Genomic DNA, 20052 nt, shown 5'->3' with positions numbered 1-20052 from the left:
GCCTCATTGCAAGGTGGATTGGCGCAGCATCAGGGTGCCGCCGCGCTGGGTAAATTCGAGTTGTTTCAGGGCACTCATGCCCAGCAATACGTCATCGCCGCCCATACCCGGAGCGATCAGGGCGTCCACGTCGGTCAAGAGGATATCGCCCAGCTGCAGGCGCTCGAGCCGGGTGCGATGGGCCGTGGCGCGGCCATTGGCGGTGCTGATAACGATCGCCGCGCCGGCCTGCAGGCCCAGGCGTTGCGCCACCTGAGTGGGAATCGCCACCTGGGTCGCACCGGTATCGAGGAGAAAGGTCACCGCTTCACCGTTGATCTTGCCGCCCGCCAGATAGTGGCCCTGACGACTGCTGGCCAAGTGCACCTCCACATAGCCCTTGCCATGCAGCGATTCGGGGCTGGCATTGGGGTTGCGCCGGCCCTCCTCCCAGTCGCCGAAGAACTTGGTCGCCAGCAGCAAGGCCGCGCCCCAGGCCAGCACCAGCATCACGCGCCCGGCGCGCTTGCCCGCAGGTTGTTCGCTCACGGCTTGCCGTCCCAGCCGCCTTCGGGGGCGGCGAAGCGCCAGACAATCGGCCTGGCCTCGCCATCGGCGCGGCTGAAGCGACCATTGTCGACGCCCAGCCAGGCCCCCTCGGCGTCGATCCACAGGGCCTCCGTCAGGCCATGGGACGGCGGATAGCGGCGCTCATCGGTCAGCGCAGCGGCGGCGAACGACCAGCAACTCTCGACCTCGCCATTGTTCAAGGTGCGCCGGCAGATGCGGTGGGCCTGACGCTCGAGGGTGAAGAGTTTTTCGTTGTAGAAGGCCAGCCCGGAAAAGTCCCGCGGCTCGCCGCCCAGCTCCCCCAGCTGCGCCGGCCCGGCCTCGCTGCCCGCCTCGCTGAACAGCACGCAACCGCCGGTACAGCGCCAGCCCAGACGCTGCCGGTGCACCACCAGCACGCCGCGGCGCATGCGCTCGGCTGCCAGCCACAGGCGCTCGCCGGCCGGATCAATGGCAACCCCTTCGAGCAGCGAGTTGTAATGCAACATCATGCCGCTGGCCCGCGCCTGACGCAGCAAACCGCTGGGCAAGGCCAGCCATTGCGGCTCGCCCACCAGGGGCAGCTGCAACACCGCGGCGCGGGCTTCGCTGACCAGGTAGCGATTGCCCATGGCATCGCAACTCAGGCCTTCAAAATCCAGCTTGCCGCCGCGCAGCATACCGGCCACCCAGCCGCGCATACGCAGCCCCCAGGGCATGCGCGCCTCGGGGGCCGACGGGGCGATAAACGACTCGGCTTCGGCGCGCATCAGCCCCGCCTCGGGCTCCAGCCGGTACAAGCGGTCGTCCTCGCGGTCCGATACCGCCCAGAGTCCGTCGTTGCACCAGGCCAGCCCGGAGAGGTTGCCGCCGGCAATGCCTGCGACCGGATACTCGTCGAGCAGTTGCAGCTCGTCCAGCTCAGGCTCCGCGGCCAGGGCTGAGGAACCGCAGAGCAACAGGGCGGCGCATAGCCGCCGCATCAGAGCAGCACCTCGGCCAGGTTGCCCTTGGACTCCAGCCAGGACTTGCGGTCGCCGGCGCGCTTCTTCGCCAGCAGCATGTCCATGATTTCCTGGGTGCCGGGGTAATCGTCCAGAGTCAGCTGCACCAGACGCCGGGTGTTGGGGTCCATGGTGGTTTCGCGCAGCTGCGGCGGGTTCATTTCGCCGAGGCCCTTGAAGCGGGTGACCTGCGGCTTGCCGCGACGCTTCTCGGCCACCAGGCGGTCGAGGATGCCGTCACGCTCGGCCTCGTCCAGGGCATAGAAAATCTCCTTGCCCAGATCGATGCGGTACAGCGGCGGCATGGCCACGTAGACATGCCCGGCATCCACCAGCGGGCGGAAATGCTGGACGAACAGGGCGCAGAGCAAGGTGGCGATATGCAGGCCGTCGGAGTCGGCGTCGGCGAGGATGCAGATCTTGCCGTAACGCAGCTGCGCCAGGTCGCTGGAGCCGGGGTCGATGCCGATGGCCACGGCGATGTTATGCACCTCCTGGCTGGCCAGCACTTCGCCGACATCCACTTCCCAGGTGTTGAGGATCTTGCCGCGCAGCGGCAGGATCGCCTGGAACTCCTTGTCCCGCGCCTGCTTGGCCGAGCCACCGGCGGAATCGCCCTCGACCAGGAACAGTTCGGAGCGCATCGGGTCCTGCCCTGCGCAGTCTGCCAGCTTGCCGGGCAGCGCCGGGCCCTGGGTGATGCGTTTGCGCTCAACCTTCTTGCCGGCCTTGAGGCGCCGGTTGGCGTTGCTGATCGCCAGTTCAGCGAGCTGCTGGCCCAGTTCGGGATGGGCGTTGAGCCACAGGCTAAAGGCATCTTTAACCACACCGGAGACGAAGGCGGCCGCCTCGCGAGACGACAGCCGTTCCTTGGTCTGTCCGGAGAACTGTGCATCCTGCATCTTCATCGAGAGGACGAAGGCGATGCGCTCCCAGATATCTTCCGGGGCCAGCTTGACCCCGCGCGGCAGCAGGCTGCGGAACTCGCAGAACTCGCGCATGGCGTCCAGCAGGCCCTGGCGCAGACCGTTGACATGGGTACCGCCCTGGGCCGTGGGAATCAGGTTGACGTAGCTTTCCTGCACCGTGTCGCCGCCCTCCGGCAGCCACAGCAGGGCCCAGTCCACCGCCTCCTTGTTGCCGCTGAAGCTGCCGACAAAGGCCTCGTTGGGCAGGCGCTCGAATTCGCTGACCGCGTCCATCAGGTAGGAACGCAGGCCGTCTTCGTACAGCCACTCGACCCGCTCGCCGCTGGCCTTGTCCTCGAAGCTGACGTTCAGCCCCGGACAGAGCACGGCCTTGGCCTTGAGTACGTGCTTGAGGCGGCTGACCGAGAACTTGAATGAGTCGAAATACTTGCCGTCCGGCCAGAAGTGCACGCTGGTTCCGGTATTGCGCTTACCCACCGTACCGACCACGGCCAGATCGCTGGCCTTGTGGCCGTCGGCGAAACTCATCTGGTATTCATTGCCGTCACGCTTGACCTTGACGATCACGCTGGTCGACAAGGCGTTGACCACGGAAATGCCGACGCCATGCAGACCGCCAGAGAACTGGTAGTTCTTGTTGCTGAACTTGCCGCCGGCGTGCAGTTTGGTGAGGATCAGCTCGACCCCGGGCACCCCCTCTTCGGGGTGAATGTCCACCGGCATGCCGCGCCCGTCGTCGAGCACTTCCAGGGAGTTGTCCTCGTGCAGGATCACCTGGATCGCGCGGGCGTGGCCGGCCAGGGCTTCGTCGACGCTGTTGTCGATGACTTCCTGGGCCAGGTGGTTGGGGCGGCTGGTGTCGGTGTACATGCCCGGGCGCTTGCGCACCGGGTCGAGGCCGGAAAGGACTTCGATGGCGTCTGCGTTGTAAGAGCTAGAACCTTGCTGGGCCATGGGGTCTCTTGTTCGTCAATTGAGAGCGGAAAAGTCGATATCCTGCCATAGCGGGCGAGGAATACCGGCGAAAGCGAAAAGCATCGGCAGGCGCTCGGCAAAGCCCTGAAAACCATGGTCGCCGCCGGCCTGGATGCGCAGCGCGCAGCCACGGTAGTAGCGCTGGGCCTGGCGGTAGTCGAGGGTTTCGTCGGCGGTCTGCAACCACACCTGGTAACGCGCGGGGTCCTGCAGCGCTGTCACATCAAGCTCGGCCAGCGCCGTCACGTGCTCGGCGGTCAGTTCCCAGGTCTCGTCGCTGTAATGATTCTTCTGCGGGCCCAGGTAGCCATCGAACAGCAGGTGCGGGCGTACCGCCGGATTGATCAGCAGCGCCCGCAGCCCATGCCGCTCGGCCAGGTGGGTGGCATAGTAGCCGCCCAGGGAACTGCCGACCAGCAGCGGCCGCCCCAACTCGGTGATCAATGCGTCGAGCTGGGCAAGCGCCTGGCGTGGGTGATGATGCAGGGCCGGGACACGCAACTGCCCGGCCAGGCCCAGCTGTGCCATGGCGCGCGACAACTGGCTGGCCTTGAGCGATGCCGGCGAGCTGTTAAGCCCGTGGATATAGAGGATGGTGTGAGTCATAGGGCGCGAGGCTACTAGGTCATAACGGCAAGCTGCAAGCGACAAGCCATAAGCCGGGAACAGTTGCTTTCCCTGGCCGCCTCAGGCGTGCAGCTTGCGGCAGAGCTCAATAGCCCTTGACGCTGTAATCGACTTCGAACGTGATGCCGGTGACCCGCGACACACCGGTATCCAGGCGACCGTCGTCGTACAGGCGCAGCCAGCGATAGCCGGGTGCCGTGCTGTCGACCTGGAACTCTTCGCTGCCGGGCGCGAACTGCACGCAGGTGGACGGCGAGGCGAGCAGGCGGATAGCGCCGCGCGCCTGGTCGAGTTCCTGGTGGATATGCCCCCAGAGCAATGCGCGCACCTGATCGAAGCGCTCCAGCACGGCGAACAGGGCCTCCGGGTTGCGCAGACCGATGGGCTCCATCCACCTGCAACCGATGGACACCGGGTGGTGATGCAGGCAGATCAGGTGATGGCGTTCCGGGGCCTCGCTCAAGGCGCGCTCGAGCAGACCCAGTTGCTGATCGCTGAGGTAGCCGGGCACGGCCCCCGGGATCGAGGAATCGAGCAGAATGACTCGCCAGTTACCCAGGTCGATCACCGGTTCGAGCAGATCGCTGCCGGCGCACACGGCCTGCATCGCCGGGACTTCGTCATGGTTGCCGGGAAACCAGCGCGCCGGCGCGGGGATGACCGCGGTCATGTCGCGAAAACGCTGGTAGGAGGCCTCGCTGCCGTCCTGCGACAGGTCGCCGCTGGCCAGCATCAGGTCGATCTGCGGCTGCTCCTGCAGCACCCGCTCGATCACCCGCTGCAGGCTGTCCTGGGTATCCATGCCCAGCAATCTACCCGCCGCTTCGGCAAATAGATGGCTGTCGGACAGCTGCACCAGCAGCACCGACGGATCAACAGTGGCAGTCATAACGGTAGGCTTGCTCGGCAAGACCGTCTCCTTGAGCGCAATGCGTGAATTATGCTGGCTAGCCCCGTCGGCGGTAAACCTGCGAAATGGGAATAGATCACAGAACGCCCGCAGTAATTCAAGCGCCCGCCTTAAGGCTAGCCCGTACGCCGCACCCGCGCGCGCTTGCGCGGCGACAACACAAGCCTAGCGAACCGGCTCCAGTTCATGGCCACAGGCCAGGCAGTGACTGAGCCACTCACCGAGAAACAGGTTGAGCTGGGTTTTCTCGTCGGGCTGGTGCATGTCCGCATTGGGGTAGGGGTAGATGCCACGAAAACGCCGGGCGCTCTGTGCGCCGATGACTTCGGCCATGCGCGCATCGTGATAGACCCGTACTTCCAGTTGCGGCACCGGTAGCCAGGCCAGGCTGTGCTCCTGGCGCACCCTGATGGTCGAGGTATAGGGGCAGCTTTCCAGCACTTCCAGGGCCAGCACGCCCAGTTGGTGCTCGCCCTGACTGAGGGCCACGCGGCGCGCCTGCGGCTGCTCGCGCATGGCCGGCAACAGTTGCATCAGACGCGCATAGTTGAGCTCGCAAGCCGCCTGCAGCTCGACCAGGTCGACCCGATAGCGCTCGCGCAGCAGGTTCATGACCACAGCCCCCGGACTTCGGCACGGTTCAGCGCCAGCCATTGCAGGGCGATAATGCTCGCGGCATTGTCGATACGCCCATCCTTGACCGCATCCAGGGCATCTTCCAGGGGCCAGACGTGCACCCGGATATCCTCGCCCTCTTCCGCCAGGCCATGCACACCGCCCGCGCCTTCACTGTCGCAGCGTCCGACAAACAGGTGCACGCGCTCGTCGGAACCGCCCGGCGAGGGGTAGTACTGGGTGATTGGCCACAGCGAGGTCAGCGGTAGGTTGGCCTCCTCGATGGCTTCGCGGCGCGCGACCTCTTCGGGCTCTTCGTCCTTGTCGATCAAGCCGGCGACCAGTTCCAGCAGCCAGGGATTGGTGCTTTTCTCCATCGCGCCGACGCGGAACTGTTCGATCAACACCACGCAATCGCGCTGCGGGTCGTAGGGCAACACGCATACGGCATCATGGCGCACGAAAAGCTCGCGGCTCAGCTCAGGCCCCATGCCACCGGCAAACTGACGATGGCGCAAACGCAGCCGATCGAGCTTGTAGAAGCCGCTAAAGCAGGCCTCGCGCTCGATCACTTCGACATCTTCTCGTTGCATAACGCCCCCTGATTAACAGAAACGGGCCCGAAGGCCCGTCCTGATTACACCCTATGCTGCACCGAAACATGGCGCAGCAAAAGCCCTATCAGACCTTGTGGTAGAGCTGCGCACCTTGCGCCTTAAACTCCGCCGCCTTGGCCTGCATGCCGGCCTCGGCATCCAGGTCGAGTGCGGCAATGCGTTGTTCCTCAGCATAGACCCGAACTTCCTGGGTGATCTTCATCGAGCAGAATTTCGGCCCGCACATGGAGCAGAAGTGTGCCACCTTGGCCGAGTCCTTGGGCAGCGTTTCGTCGTGATAGCTGCGCGCAGTGTCCGGGTCCAGGCCAAGGTTAAACTGATCTTCCCAGCGGAACTCGAAGCGCGCCTTGCTCAGTGCGTTGTCGCGAATCTGCGCGCCGGGGTGACCTTTGGCCAAATCCGCAGCATGGGCGGCGATCTTGTAGGTGATGATACCGGTCTTGACGTCATCCTTGTTCGGCAGACCCAGGTGCTCCTTGGGCGTGACATAGCAGAGCATGGCGCAGCCGAACCAACCGATCATCGCCGCACCGATGCCCGAGGTGATGTGGTCGTAGCCCGGGGCGATGTCGGTGGTCAGCGGACCGAGGGTGTAGAACGGGGCCTCGTCGCAGCACTCCAGCTGCTTGTCCATGTTCTCCTTGATCAGTTGCATCGGCACGTGGCCCGGGCCCTCGATCATGCACTGCACGTCGTGTTTCCAGGCGATCTTGGTCAACTCACCGAGGGTCTCCAGCTCGCCGAACTGCGCTTCGTCGTTGGCGTCGGCAATCGAGCCCGGGCGCAGGCCGTCGCCCAGCGAGAAACTGACGTCGTAGGCCTTCATGATTTCGCAGATGTCTTCGAAATGGGTGTAGAGGAAGTTCTCTTTATGGTGCGCCAGGCACCACTTGGCCATGATCGAACCACCGCGCGAGACGATGCCGGTGACCCGCTTGGCGGTCATCGGCACATAGCGCAGCAACACGCCGGCGTGGATGGTGAAGTAGTCGACGCCCTGCTCGGCCTGTTCGATCAGGGTGTCGCGGAACAGCTCCCAGGTCAGTTCTTCGGCCGCACCGCCGACCTTTTCCAGGGCCTGGTAGATCGGCACGGTGCCGATCGGCACCGGCGAGTTGCGGATGATCCACTCGCGGGTTTCGTGAATGTGCTTGCCGGTGGACAGGTCCATGACCGTGTCCGACCCCCAGCGAATGCCCCAGGTCAGCTTGGCCACTTCTTCCTCGATGGAAGAACCCAGGGCCGAGTTGCCGATATTGCCGTTGATCTTCACCAGGAAGTTACGGCCGATGATCATCGGCTCCAGCTCGGTGTGGTTGATGTTGGCCGGGATGATCGCGCGGCCACGGGCGATCTCGTCACGCACGAATTCCGGGGTGATGACCTTCGGTACGCTGGCACCGAAGCTGTGGCCGGCGTGTTGCTGATCGAGCAGGCCGGCGGCGCGAGCCACTTCCAGCTTCATGTTTTCGCGGATGGCGACGTATTCCATCTCGGCGGTGATGATGCCTTTGCGCGCGTAGTGCATCTGGCTGACGTTGGCCCCGGCCTTGGCCCGGCGCGGGTTGTTGACGTGGGCGAAACGCAGCTTGGTCAGCTCGGCATCGGCGAGGCGCTGCTGGCCGAAATTCGAGCTCAGGCCGGGCAGGCGCTCGGTGTCGCCACGCGCCTCGATCCACGGCGAACGTACATCGGCCAGGCCCTTGCGCACGTCGATAATGACGTTAGGGTCGGTGTACGGGCCGGAGGTGTCGTAGACCACCACGGGGGCGTTGATCTCGCCGCCAAAATCGGTGGGGGTGACGTCCAGACTGATTTCACGCATTGGCACCAGGATGTCCGGGCGCGAACCCTGCACATAGACTTTCTGCGACCGGGTGAAGGGTTGGATCGACTGTTGGTCGACCTGGGCGGACTCACTCAGGATCGGATTGAGGTTTTTTTCTTGTGTGCTCATCGGCGGCTCTCCAGGGCTGAATGTCGGAGCGAACCTGGCGGATGAGCGGCGTGAGGCGCACCTGGGGCGGTGCCAGAGGGCTCGCGAGGGCAGCGAGCACATCTTGTTCCCTACGCAGGCCTTAACCTGATCAGGTTCAACGGGATCCGGCAGCTGCCAATCTCAGCCCCGCAATTGGGGCACCCCGACAAGAACGCGGCCAGTCTAATCAACCGCGACCAATAAAACCAACCCGCGAGTCAATTTCTCATGACCCATGCGTCGGAAAGTGACGTGACACGGAAAACCCGGCGCTGCACGCCATGGCTTGTTGCAAACTACACTCGCTGCGCTTCAGACAAATCTTGACCCTCCAGGCAGCGCCCCTTAGCCTTGCCGATTACCGCCAAATTCAGGATCTCCCTAATGTTGCGCAGACTCTCTCTGGCTTTAGCCGTGGCCGCCGCCTCCAGCGGATTTGCCTGGGCCGAACAAGCCCCCGCATCGAGCAAAACCGACCTGGTCACGGTTTACCAGGAAGCCGCCGCCAACAATGCCGACCTGGCCGCTGCCCGCGCCGACTATGCAGCACGCCGCGAAGTGGTACCCCAGGCCCGCGCCGGCCTGCTGCCGAACCTGTCCGCCGGGGCCAACCTGAGCGACACCCGCACCGATGTGGACACCTCGCTCGGTTCGCAGTCCATCTCGCGCAGCGGCACGGTGTACCAAGCCAACCTCAGCCAGCCGCTGTTCCGTGCCGACCGCTGGTTCCAGCTGCAGGCCGCCGAAGCCACCGATGAGCAGGCCGCCCTGGAGCTCTCGGCCACCGAACAGGGCCTGATTCTGCAGAGCGCCGAAACCTACTTCGCGGTGCTGCGCGCCCAGGACAACCTGGCCTCGACCAAGGCCGAGGAAGCGGCGTTCAAGCGCCAGCTGGACCAGGCCAACGAGCGTTTCGATGTCGGCCTGTCGGATAAAACCGACGTGCTCGAAGCCCAGGCCGGTTTCGACACCGCTCGCGCCAACCGGATCATCGCCCTGCAGCAGGTGGAAGACGCCTTCCAGGCCCTGATCACCCTGACCAACCGCGACTTCGCCGCCCTGGAAGGCATCGAACACAGCCTGCCGATCCTCGCGCCGACGCCGAATGACGCCAAGGCCTGGGTCGACACCGCCGCGGCGCAGAACCTCAATCTGCAAGCCAGCAACTACGCGGTAAGCGCCGCCGAAGAAACCCTGCGCCAGCGTAAAGCCGGTCACGCACCGACCCTGGATGCGGTGGCCAGCTTCCAGAAGGGCGACAACGACAGCCTCGGCTTCAGCAACTCGGGCACCCCGCCGCGCTTTAGCGACGATGTCGAGCAGCGCTCCATTGGCCTGCAACTGAATATCCCGCTGTACAGCGGCGGCCTGACCAGCTCCCAGGTGCGCGAGGCCTACCAGCGGGTCAACCAGAGCGAACAGTTGCGCGAAAGCCTGCGCCGCCAGGTGGTGCAGAACACCCGTAACCTGCACCGCGCGATCAACACCGACGTGGAAACCGTGCAGGCACGCAAGCAGTCGATCATCTCCAGCCAGAGCGCTCTGGAAGCCACCGAAATCGGCTATCAGGTCGGTACCCGCAATATCGTCGACGTGCTGGATGCCCAGCGCCAGCTGTACAGCTCGGTGCGCATCTACAACAACGCCCGCTACGACTACATCATCAACAACCTGCGCCTCAAGCAGGCCGCCGGCACCCTTAGCCCGGCCGACCTGGAAGCCCTGGAGCAGTACCTGAAAGCGGACTACGACCCGGACCGCGACTTCCTCCCGCCGGACCTGGCCAAGGCCGCCGAAGCCCAGCTGCGCGGCAACCCGCAGTACTGAGCAGGCAAGACGAAAAAGCCCGCTGAATTCAGCGGGCTTTTTTATGGAACAACTCTTTGCAGGAGCGGGCCATGCCCGCGAAACCGCAATCGCGGGCATGGGTTGGGCACCCCCGCCGCTCCTACGCCCTCTACCGCTTGCTCTTTACCAGGCGCTCCAGCCCCGCCAGCAAGCGCGCCAGCGCGCCCTGATTGCGCTGCAGCACAGCCAGCCCCGCCTCGCGCATGGCCTGCGCCGCCTCGGGCGCGCGCCATAGCTGCTCGATCTGCTGCGCCAGGTCGTCGGCATCCGCCACTTCGCGCAACGCCCCGGCCTCGCGCAACTGCGCGGCAATCTCCAGGAAGTTGAACAGGTGCGGGCCGCTGAGTACCGGCTTGCCCAGGGCCGCTGGCTCCAGCAGGTTATGCCCGCCGTTGGCCACCAGGCTGCCGCCGACGAAGGCCAGATCGGCCAGGGCGTAGAGAAACAGCAGCTCGCCCATGGTGTCGCCCAGCAGCACCTGATCGCCCGCCGCCAGCGGCGCGCCACTGGAGCGCCGCTGCGTGCTAAAGCCCTGGCGCTGGCACAGCTCGAACACCGAGCCGAAGCGCTCGGGATGGCGCGGCACCAGGATCAACAGCGCGTCGGGGTTCAGCTTGAGTAGCTGGCGATGAGCGGCGAGGACGATCTCATCCTCGCCGGCATGGGTGCTGGCGGCTATCCACACCAGGCGCGACTCGGCCTGCCACCGCCCACGCAGTGCCGCCGCGCGGTCGAGCAGCTCAGGGTCGATACGCAGGTCGAACTTGATCGAACCGGTCACCTCGACACACTCGGGCCGCGCGCCCAGGCTGCGAAAACGCTCGGCCTCGGCGGCGGTCTGCACCGCAATCAGGCTCAGCTCGGCGAGCATCGGCGCGGTCAGCTTGGCGAAACGCGCATAACCGCGGGCCGAGCGCTCGGACAACCGCGCATTGGCCAGCGCCACGGGAATCCCGCGCCGGGCGCACTGGTGGATATGGTTGGGCCACAGCTCGGTTTCCATGATCACCGCCAGCCGCGGTTGCACCCGGTCGAGAAAACGCGCCGCCGCCCAGGGCAGGTCGTAAGGCAGGTAGCAGTGTTGCACCCGGCCGGCGTATTCGGGGCCACCGAACAGGGCCTGGATGCGCTCGGAACCGGTCGGCGTCATGCAGCTGATGGTGATCGGCAGCTGCGGATAGCGCGCCAGCAGCTCACGCACCAGTGGCGCAGCGGCGATGCTCTCGCCCACCGACACCGCATGCAGCCAGATCCCGCCCGGCTTGAGGGTTGGCAGGCCAAGGGCGAAGCGCTCGCCAATACGCCGGGAATAAGCAGGTGCCCGCCAGGCACGCCAGGCCAGACGCCCGGCCACCAGCGGCAGACCGAGATGAAACAGCAAGGTGTAGAGGCTTCTATTCATGGGGGCGCAGCTTAGCAAGCTGCCCGTTCGAACGCAGCTACTCCAAGTTCACAGATGACTTACAAAAATCCAAAACATAAAAAACCGCCGTATCTCACGGCGGTCTTGGTGGTTGCTGCGGCAAACTCAGTCTGCCTGGCGTACTGGCGTTTGTGGTTCCACTGGCTGCGCTTTGATTTGCAACGGTGCCTGCACAGGTGGCCTCGGCTGCGCTTGAATGTTAGCCGGCGTAACCGGTGGCCGTGGGCTGCTTGGCTGCGCCTTGATTTGCAACGGTGCCTGCACGGGTGGCGTCGGTTGCGCTTGCACGTTAGCCGGCGCAACCGGTGGCTGTGGGCTGCTTGGCTGAGCCTTGATCTGCATCCCGGGCTTAGGGGTGTTCGGCGCATAGATGACTCCGCCCTGCCCCATTGGCACTGCAACTTTGGCTTTACAGGTATGCGACCAGTTCAGCCCCTGGAAGTTACCCGTCGGAACCCAGTTGAAAGCATTGCCATCCTGATCTCTGACGCGGAAGGACAAGCTGAATTTGCGCTGCACCTTGCTGTTCATGTTCTGTGGGCTTGCCGGCACATTAACCTTGAAGTTCTTCTGCACCCAGCCATCGGCCGCCTCATATTCGGATGGTGCCGACTCATAGACGGTCTGATTGTTCTCGATCACATGGAATACCACCCGCCCCTTGCCCACGCCTTTGTATTTCACCGAGAAGTCCAGATTGGCCGGGCAGTTCAGGTTGCTGTAGTTCAACGAGTTGGTGAGGATGTTGCCATCGGTAACCTTGAGGTTGATTTTGCCTTGCTGAAAGCCTGGTTTTGGCTTGGCCGGTGCCTGCAAGCCCAGAACTGGCGTCTCTTTCACGTTCGGATCGCCCTGGTACTGCACCATAAAGCTGACGTTTTTCTCACTGATTTCCCAGCCCATGGCGGCCTGGGTGTTATTGCCATAGCAACGCCCAGCCAGCGTCACCTTGCGCTTGACTTCAAACAGGCGGTCCTGCTTGAGGAAGTCGACCTCACTCATACCCTGATTCTTGGCCTTGGCCAGCTCATCCTTGACCACTTGCACCGGGTCAAAAATCTGTTTGCTGACTTGGGCCAGATTGATATCAAAGCGTAAACCCTGAGGATTCGCTTCAGTCACGGCCTGATTGCCGACATAGGTCGTTTCCGTAACGAGGACATTGCTGTCAACAAAAGCACCGTTGTCGGCAATGCTGTTATTCACATACCAGGGCGAGCCGAGATACAGCTTGGCCCCGCCAAAAGCCGTGTGCTTTTCGCAGCTCACATGCCCATCGCCAAGTTTCATGACTACCGATGGGGTCAGGGATTGATAGTTGCCGTTGCTGTATTTCACCTGAAACTTGGTTTCCTTGGCCTTGCTGCTGCTATAGCCAAAGGTCACCGACTTCACTTCCGGCGCGGCCTGGAGTGCCGCCAGTGGCAGCATGGCCAGCAAACCAATGCTGGCCATCTTCTTGGCGTTTACTTGCATATCCATTTGTCCATCCTCTTGAGTAGCGTACAGAAGCGCTGGCCGAAGCGATGACCGCGCCTTTCATCCTTCTGTCGTCAGTCACCCAGCAAGCGGTTCAAAGTTTTTTGCAATTACTCAGGAGCAAAGCACACACAAGCCTCATCGGCAGCCCGGCAGCTGCACCAAACCAGCACCATACCAGTGGTCCTCACCCGCCGGGCCGAGATCCTTGGTCCGCATCCGTAACTGCTCAAGCGAGCCATTCAGGGCCAAGGCGGCACTGACAAAAGGCGCGGCCAATGACGTGCCGCTGGCAAAGTAGCCCTGACCCTGCTCATCCAAGGTCCAGATATCCTCACCGGGGGCGACCAGACTCAGACCGGCCCCGAAGTTGGATTGGCGCAGGCGCTGCAAGCGAGCATCCACTGCCCCCACCGCGACCACGCCGGGATAGGCCGCCGGGTAACGCAAACTCTCGGCCCCATCATTCCCTGCCGCAGCGACAAACTGCATACGGGACTGCAGACGCTGAACAATGCTTTCCAGAAGGCGACTGTAACCACCGCCAAAACTGAGATTGACCACCTGCACCGGTGCCGGCAACGCCAGTAAGCGATCCAGCCCGCTCAACAACCAGTCGGTACGCGTATGCAAACCGACTTCGGCATCGTCACCAAACACCCCCAGCGCATATACGCTCGCGCCTGGGATTAACCCACGCACCTGTTGTTGGCCCACCAGCAAGGCGGCAATCCCATTGCCATGCCGATCAGCAGCCAGGCTGCGCGGACGAAAGGCTTCACTGACCACACTTTGATAGCTCAGTGCAGCCCCCGCGAACGCTGCCAGGTTCGGGTTAACCGGCCCATCCAGCATGGCCACCACCAACCCCGCGCTGCAATTGGCTGGCGATAGTTGCGTTTGCCCGACGGCGTGTTGCCCCCAGCGTTCCAGCGGATCGTCATTGCCGTCTTCAAGCGCGTCACTCAGGGGCAGGTAGCGTAAATTCAGCTCTTGCAGCCAATCCGGAAACTGTTGGCGCAAGCGCGTCTCCAGCTGTTGCAGATCGACACTGTCAGGAATTCGATAAACGCTGATCACCCGCCCCAGCTCACCCAGCTGCTGCCGGCGCAAGATGCTCAATGCAAAAGGCTGCAAGGCCTGCCGCTGACTCTGCGCCTCAGCCAGGTTACGACTGAAGACCAACCACTCACGTAAGGGTGCCTGCGCGTCAGTTGCCGGTTGTTTAATACCGCGCCATTGCTTGGGCGGCAGCGACTGATCAAGCAAGCGCCCCCTCTCATCACTCGCCCTGCGGATGGTTGGCGCACCGGAACCTGGCTCTCGTGGCGCGGGTAGCTTTTCGCTATCCGGCAGCCGCTCAGCAGGCACCGGTGAACCGGACAACCCAGTCGGATCAGTGTTACGTGGGCCTGGCTCGCGTTGCGCTGGCAGCTTTTCGCTACCCGGCAGCCGCTCGGCAGGTGCCGGCGCGCCGGGCAACCCTGCCGGATCAGTGGCGCGAAGGCTTGGCTCACGCACCACCGGCAGTACCACGCGCGCGGGTACCTGCTCGGCAGGCGGCGGTGTACCGGGCGCCCCCGTAGACTGCGTAGCGGCGTGCAGCGGCATCGCCACCTGTAGCGCCAGCCAGCAGCCCAACCAGCGCCGCCCCCTCACTAGCGCCCCTGACCGAGCAAGGCGGCGTACTGCACCACCGACTGCTGTTGCACATAGCTCAGCATGGCCTGAGCATCTGCAAAGCGGCGATTGGCCGGCACATAAACCTGCATGACACCCAGTGCCGAGGGTCCATCCACCAACACGCCGTCGATGTCCAACAGCAAGGCGCGCACGTGCTGCCACTGTGCGTGATCGACAAAGCGCACTTGCACTCTATAGCCACCGGTTAGCTGCTGCACCGCGCCGCCGCTTTGCAAGCGCCAATCGGACTCGAGACTGGTCGGCCGCGCCAGAATACCAATCTGCAAGGCCACGACCAACGCCGCAGCCGCCGCCAGCGAAGGCCGCCACCAGTCTCGCCGGGGCTTAGCCACTGCTGCCGACTGGGCCAGACTGCGCTGCAATCGCGCCCAGCCCAGTTCCGTGGGAACTGTGTGCTGACGATTATGCTCAGCCTCTTCTGTTCGCACCGCCTGCGCAAGTTTCCGCAAAGTCTCCAGCTCGTCACGAGCGCTCTCAGAACGCGCTAACAAGGCTTCGACCTGGGTCTTTTCGGCGGTTTCCAACTGTCCATTGAGGTACCACGGCAGTAACGCCAGCAGGGCCTCATCACTCTGTTCATTGCTCATTTAACACCTCCGCAACCTGTGCCACTAGGTCGGCTGCAGCCGGACTGCGGTTCACTATTTCGGGCTAGGAACAGAGCGTTATCCGCGTATTTCACGCGTCCATCCTCAGCAGCCGTCCCAGGCACTGCAACAATTGCTGCTTGGCGTGCAGCATGCGGGTTTTTACCGTCCCCAAGGGAATGCTCATTACCTCGGCGATATCGGGGTAGGCCATGTCTTCGAAGAACGTCAGGTACACCACCTGGCGATGGCTGTCCTTGAGCTTGTCCAGGCAGTGGCGCACCTGAGCGCCCTGCTGCTTTAGCTGCAAGCCTGCAAAATGCTCACAAAAGCTTTCAGCATCGGCTTCCAGCACGGCCTCATCAAATGGCTCGCTGGGGCGCTTGCGCCGGAGCAGATCGACCGACTTGTTGCGGGTAATACTGAACAACCAGGTGCGCACCTGCGACTGCCCAGCAAAACTGCCCGCCTTCTGCCACACCTCCAACATCACCAAGTTGAGCACGTCAGCAGCATCGGCGGCGTTGTTCAGGGTACGCAGGGAAAACTGATAAACCGCGCCATGGAAACGCTCATAGAACACGTGCAACGCCGCCTGATCGCCCCCAGCTATGCGTTGCAGCAATTGCTCATCGGTTTCTTCAGTCACGCCATATCCTCAGGGCTGATAGCGCACGCGCCATTCACGACTGCGACCAATCAAGCTGCCGCTCTGATCGTGGGCGGTCACCCGCCACAGGTAACTCTGCCCAGGTTCAAGCTTACTCAGCAGCCAGCTAGACCAGGTGGTTTCAGTCACCCCGGCTGGCAGCAACATACCGGCAATAAAGTTCGGTGCCTGATCGAGGTTATTGCCTTCACTAGCAGGTGCTGCGCTACTGGTAAACACCTGCAGTTGATAGACCACAGCACCTGGCACCGCGCGCCATTGAAATGGACTTGCCGCCGTCACTGTGCCGCTCTGGGGGCTGGCCTCTATTAATGCCTCGGACTCAGCGCTACCGAGCACTTGATACACCGTTTCCACTGTCAACGCCTCACTCGGGCAACCGGCATCCAGAACTAACTGATCCGCTGCAACCATCTCTCTATTAGTGACGCAAAAGCGCACCAGGTATTTGCCCGCGGCATTACTCGGCAACAGCGGGCTGGTCAGTACGGTCTGCTGCGCTGCACCCAAGTACTGGCTGACCAGGGTCAAGGTGCGGTACACCGGTGCCCCCTGGGTGCTGGCTGGCTCAGCCACCTGCCAGCGGCCCTGCAACTGCCCGTTGCCGCTGTAGCTAATCTGCACCTTGGCTTTCACCTCGTCGGCCGGCTGCACCACCTTGACCCGCTGGTTATCGACAAAACTAAGGTTCAAGCGCTGCACCAGTAGCTCACCCTCGTTGTTCTCGCGCGGCGCACGCAAGGCGCTGCTGGAAATATTCAGTACTACCTGTGCGCGTACGCTGGGGCCCGAACCATTGAAGTTACGCACCAGCAACAACCGACGCAGGCCACTATTAACCCAGCCCTGCACGCTGACTGCAGGCAAGTCGATAAACTCGCTGAACATGAACGGAGCGCCGCCTGCCTGCGACAAAAAACCACCCACAGTAGCCAGTACGGCACCGGTGGCGGGGTTAACGATCTGCGCCTCTCTAGATGAGACCCCGGCGCTGTAGCCTGGGGTGGCGGCAACCTGCCAGACCACACCAAAACTATTGCCTTGAGTGGCCAGCAACTGGCGCTGGGCCGGCTGCGCATTGGCCCTGGTCAGTGCAGCGCCAAGCACGGGCGTCGACTGCGGAGGTTGGCCTAGTTGTGGCGGCTGGCCCGGCTGTGGCGGTTGGCCTAGCTGTGGCGGCTGGCCCGGCTGTGGCGGCGAGCCTAGCTGTGGCGGCTGGCCCGGCTGTGGCGGCGAGCCTAGCTGTGGCGGCTGGCCCGGCTGTGGAGGCTGACCTAGCTGTGGCGGCTGGCCCGGCTGTGGAGGCTGGCCCGGCAGAGCTGCTTCAACTAAGGCCACAGGCACCAGTAAAACCAGCATCAAGGCGGTGAAAAACTTCGACATTCTTTGTCTGTCCATGATCATCTCCAGTAGCACGCCAACTGAAAAGCGCGCAGGAAAACTGTCACTGAGTGTGGGTATCCCAACGCAGGTCGAAACCGAGCAGAACCTGCCAGTCTTCCATGCCTTGATTGAAGAGTTTGCTGTCGAGCTTGGCGTAACTGGTTTTGACAAACCAATCGAGCCCCGGCTGCAGACCCTGCGGCTGGCTCACACTCCAGGTCAGCTGCAGGTTGGCGGTTTGCTGGCGCAGGTCATCGCCGAGGAAGTCCTCATTGCCGAAACGGCTGCTGTCATGCCCGCGAAAATACGAGGCATTCAGACGCCAGCGCTGCGGCACTATTTGCCAGGCCAGATCCAGCCCCTGGCCTGTGCTGCGGGAGATATTGTCGTCATCTGTTTGCTGCAGCTTGTTCCATTGCCAGTTGGTAGAGACGCTCAGCCCCTCCATGGGCATAAAGCCGACTTGCACGGTCGTGAAGCGGTTGCGCTGATCAGAAGGCGGCGTGTACACCAGAAAGCCCTGCTGTTCGACCGGATTGGAATAGTCCTGGGTGTCCTGCCAGGTCTGTTGCACCGACCAATTCCAGCGATTGTGGTAGAAGCTGACGCCGGCCAGACGCTCTAATGTCTCGTCGTTGAGGTCATAACCCACCACTTGGGCATCAGCGCGATCCTGGTGCCGACGCGTGCGGGTCAGGCCGGCATTCAACGAGGGTACGCCGAGCAATCGCCAAGGCAGCGCGCCGGCATCCACCATCGGGAAGTAATAGGCACTGAACCGCTGACGGTCGACCGCCTGGTTGGCCACATCAGCCCGGTCATCAAGATTATTGGTTTCCTGCGCGACCTCTGCCTCTAACTGCAGGCTGCCCAGATAGCCAAGCCAGTTGGCACGGTTGAGCTGTAAGTCGCCCGGCAAGCCGAGGTTACCCAGGGTGAAGAAATCCAGGCCGACCTGCTTGTTTTGCAAGGTCAGGGTCCACTGGTCGAAAGGGCCGGCGGGCAGCCAGCTACCGGAGTTGAACTGCGCCAGCAATTCGTGAGCGCTGTCGCTGCGTTCATCCTGGCCATAGCCAATACCATCGCTGTCGAAACTGGCACGGGCGTAGTCAGCATGCAGCCACACGCTGTTATCGCCCAAGCGGGAATCCACTGCCAGGTTCCAGGTGTCGCCGCCATAGCGAGCCTGCTCATCAGGCGTCCACATACCGGTACCACTGTCGGTGGTTTCACCCTTGATCAAGCCACTGCTCAGTTGCAGCAACTGCGGCGCATCCTGCCAAGGGCTCAGGGTCAAGAGTGCCCCGCTACTGCGCTCCTGGGAATTACTCGGGTAACCCAGGCGGCTGTTGTAACCCGTGATGGGCTCGCTTTGTAGCGCGAATACATCGAGCTTCAGTGGGCTACCTACATCATCGCCCACGCTCACCACGGCCCCACGCCGCTGGTAGGCGCTGAACAGTAGGTTTTCGCGGGCCAGGTTGTAAGTGCCCAACGCCAGCCCCTGACGCCCAAGGCCGGTGCCACGTGAGGCGGCAAGACGGTAATTGGGTAGCACCCACTGATCACCGTCAGGATTACTTTCACTAAGACTGTCGTACATCGCGTCCAACTCGGCATCCCAGCGCCACCCGGTACTTTCACCGCTACCGCGATAACTCAGCCCACCATTACTGGCCAATCGCGGAACACCGCGATAGTTACTCGGCTGTTTTTCGTCCAGGCGATAACCACTGCTGAACAAGGCGCTGACGCTCTGGCGCACCACCATCGCCGAAGCGCCGCGCACTGCCGCCGCAGACGTGTCATTAGCCGCAGCCCCTGGTGCCGCGCCTTGCTCGCCCGCGCCCACGCTACCTTCACCGTCAGCAACCTGTACGCGAGCCTCCAGCACGGTGGCGATATCGCCGTTGTCGTAAAAGATCATTGCCCGCAATGGATGCGTGCCAGCACTCAAAGGCACCGGCAGGGCCAGCTGACAGTCACCCGCCGTACAGCTGAGCAAGGCAGTGACGTCATAACCATCCAGCTCAACAGCTAACTGATCACCCGCAGCCAAAGGCTCACTGAGTGGCACACTGAAACTCAAATGGTTTTGCGCAGGCTCTAGGCTGAGCACCAACTCGGCTTGAACGTTGCCGGCAAGGGCACCGAGCAACAAAAAAGAAGCCCCCCGCCGAAGGCGCTGCTGGGTATATCGCAAAGTATTCATGGCGAAACCTATGGTTGGGTCGCGCGGCCAGGCTACCTTGCTTCCATGCATGCACGCTTCAATTGCTGAGACCAGGCCGGCACGCTGTGCTGCCCTTGCCCCGGATGCTCTTTTGCGCGGGTTACATAACGCTGCCGCAGCTCTATTGTTGTTATTGTTTCGCCACAGGTTAGCTGGGATCGCCCCGACTCGGACGGGTAAAGCCGACGCCCAACAAGCGCCTGGGTAAGCAAGTCCTGACCCTTTAAACCTGAAGCTGGCAAAGTGACCATAGCCAACCTTGCCTGCTGGCGCACGGCCACTAAGCAGATCGCCATCAGAACAGTGCGCTAGAGCACGCTCACACGTCGCAAACTGATCCGCTGCGCGGGGGGAGATCTGCCAGCACGGCAGCCAGGTGACGCTCATTTGTGCACACGCGACAAGACCACTGCCACACGATGCAACGTGAGTGCGCCGAAACGAAACAACCGGGCATACTCAACGCCAGTAGACAAACGCACTCTTTCTAAATCAAGGCGGCACATAAGGGACTCCAATTTGGGTAGCCTGTCACCCTCTGT

At 62.8% G+C, this 20052-nt stretch carries 16 protein-coding genes and 1 riboswitch; of the genes, 1 reads left to right on the top strand and 15 read right to left on the bottom strand.

Features of this window, described 5'->3' with window-relative positions; all coding sequences use genetic code 11:
• Positions 1–3: 3 nt before the first annotated feature.
• From AACY13_RS02155 to thiC, 8 genes are all read right to left on the bottom strand, one after another.
• Complete coding sequence (locus AACY13_RS02155) at positions 4–528, bottom strand: retropepsin-like aspartic protease family protein (protein WP_339458958.1); 525 nt, start codon at positions 526–528, stop codon at positions 4–6.
• A complete protein-coding gene (locus AACY13_RS02150) occupies positions 525–1511 on the bottom strand; it encodes an esterase-like activity of phytase family protein (RefSeq protein ID WP_339458956.1) in 987 nt (328 codons plus the stop codon). Before AACY13_RS02150 ends, AACY13_RS02155 begins: the two co-directional genes overlap by 4 nt.
• Entirely contained in the window at positions 1511–3415 is a 1905-nt protein-coding gene (parE, locus tag AACY13_RS02145) for a DNA topoisomerase IV subunit B (RefSeq protein ID WP_339458953.1), read from the bottom strand. Before parE ends, AACY13_RS02150 begins: the two co-directional genes overlap by 1 nt.
• A 15-nt stretch (positions 3416–3430) precedes the next feature.
• The gene (locus tag AACY13_RS02140) at positions 3431–4042 is read right to left on the bottom strand and encodes a YqiA/YcfP family alpha/beta fold hydrolase (RefSeq protein WP_339458951.1); all 612 of its coding nucleotides are present in this window, start codon (positions 4040–4042) and stop codon (positions 3431–3433) included.
• A gap of 106 nt (positions 4043–4148) precedes the next feature.
• Positions 4149–4952 (bottom strand): 3',5'-cyclic-AMP phosphodiesterase, encoded by an 804-nt coding sequence (gene cpdA / locus AACY13_RS02135; protein ID WP_339458949.1) that lies wholly within the window; start codon positions 4950–4952, stop codon positions 4149–4151.
• A gap of 186 nt (positions 4953–5138) precedes the next feature.
• On the bottom strand, positions 5139–5591 hold the full coding sequence (locus tag AACY13_RS02130; protein WP_339458947.1) for a DUF1249 domain-containing protein: 453 nt from the start codon (positions 5589–5591) through the stop codon (positions 5139–5141).
• Positions 5582–6181 carry an NUDIX domain-containing protein gene (locus AACY13_RS02125; RefSeq protein WP_339458945.1) on the bottom strand — a complete coding sequence of 200 codons (600 nt, stop codon included), beginning with the start codon at positions 6179–6181 and terminating at the stop codon, positions 5582–5584. Before AACY13_RS02125 ends, AACY13_RS02130 begins: the two co-directional genes overlap by 10 nt.
• 88 nt (positions 6182–6269) lie before the next feature.
• Positions 6270–8162: a phosphomethylpyrimidine synthase ThiC gene (thiC, locus tag AACY13_RS02120; protein WP_339458942.1), complete on the bottom strand. Its 1893-nt coding sequence runs from the start codon at positions 8160–8162 to the stop codon at positions 6270–6272.
• Between the two features lie 90 nt (positions 8163–8252).
• Positions 8253–8359, bottom strand: a riboswitch (TPP riboswitch).
• A gap of 208 nt (positions 8360–8567) precedes the next feature.
• Here thiC and AACY13_RS02115 point away from each other — a divergent pair.
• Positions 8568–10010, top strand: a complete 1443-nt coding sequence (locus tag AACY13_RS02115; RefSeq protein ID WP_339458939.1) for a TolC family outer membrane protein — start codon at positions 8568–8570, stop codon at positions 10008–10010.
• A 130-nt stretch (positions 10011–10140) separates the two neighbouring features.
• Here AACY13_RS02115 and waaA read toward each other — a convergent pair whose 3' ends face one another.
• The 7 genes from waaA to AACY13_RS02080 all read right to left on the bottom strand — a co-directional run bounded on the left by waaA (position 10141) and on the right by AACY13_RS02080 (position 19897).
• A complete protein-coding gene (waaA, locus tag AACY13_RS02110; protein ID WP_339458936.1) occupies positions 10141–11433 on the bottom strand; it encodes a lipid IV(A) 3-deoxy-D-manno-octulosonic acid transferase in 1293 nt (430 codons plus the stop codon).
• A gap of 126 nt (positions 11434–11559) precedes the next feature.
• Positions 11560–12936: a hypothetical protein gene (locus tag AACY13_RS02105; RefSeq protein ID WP_339458934.1), complete on the bottom strand. Its 1377-nt coding sequence runs from the start codon at positions 12934–12936 to the stop codon at positions 11560–11562.
• Positions 12937–13071: 135 nt separating this feature from the next.
• On the bottom strand, positions 13072–14202 hold the full coding sequence (locus AACY13_RS02100) for a S8 family serine peptidase (protein WP_339458932.1): 1131 nt from the start codon (positions 14200–14202) through the stop codon (positions 13072–13074).
• Positions 14203–14591: 389 nt separating this feature from the next.
• The gene (locus AACY13_RS02095; protein ID WP_339458930.1) at positions 14592–15224 is read right to left on the bottom strand and encodes an anti-sigma factor family protein; all 633 of its coding nucleotides are present in this window, start codon (positions 15222–15224) and stop codon (positions 14592–14594) included.
• Between the two features lie 91 nt (positions 15225–15315).
• Positions 15316–15873 (bottom strand): sigma-70 family RNA polymerase sigma factor, encoded by a 558-nt coding sequence (locus tag AACY13_RS02090; RefSeq protein WP_339458928.1) that lies wholly within the window; start codon positions 15871–15873, stop codon positions 15316–15318.
• A 9-nt stretch (positions 15874–15882) separates the two neighbouring features.
• Entirely contained in the window at positions 15883–17001 is a 1119-nt protein-coding gene (locus AACY13_RS02085) for a hypothetical protein (RefSeq protein ID WP_339458925.1), read from the bottom strand.
• Between the two features lie 337 nt (positions 17002–17338).
• Positions 17339–19897 (bottom strand): hypothetical protein, encoded by a 2559-nt coding sequence (locus AACY13_RS02080; RefSeq protein ID WP_339458924.1) that lies wholly within the window; start codon positions 19895–19897, stop codon positions 17339–17341.
• Positions 19898–20052: the final 155 nt, after the last annotated feature.

It is taken from the genome of Pseudomonas sp. EA_105y_Pfl2_R69 (genome assembly GCF_963970915.1).
GTDB lineage: Bacteria > Pseudomonadota > Gammaproteobacteria > Pseudomonadales > Pseudomonadaceae > Aquipseudomonas.
This window is presented reverse-complemented; position numbering and strand designations above follow the sequence as displayed.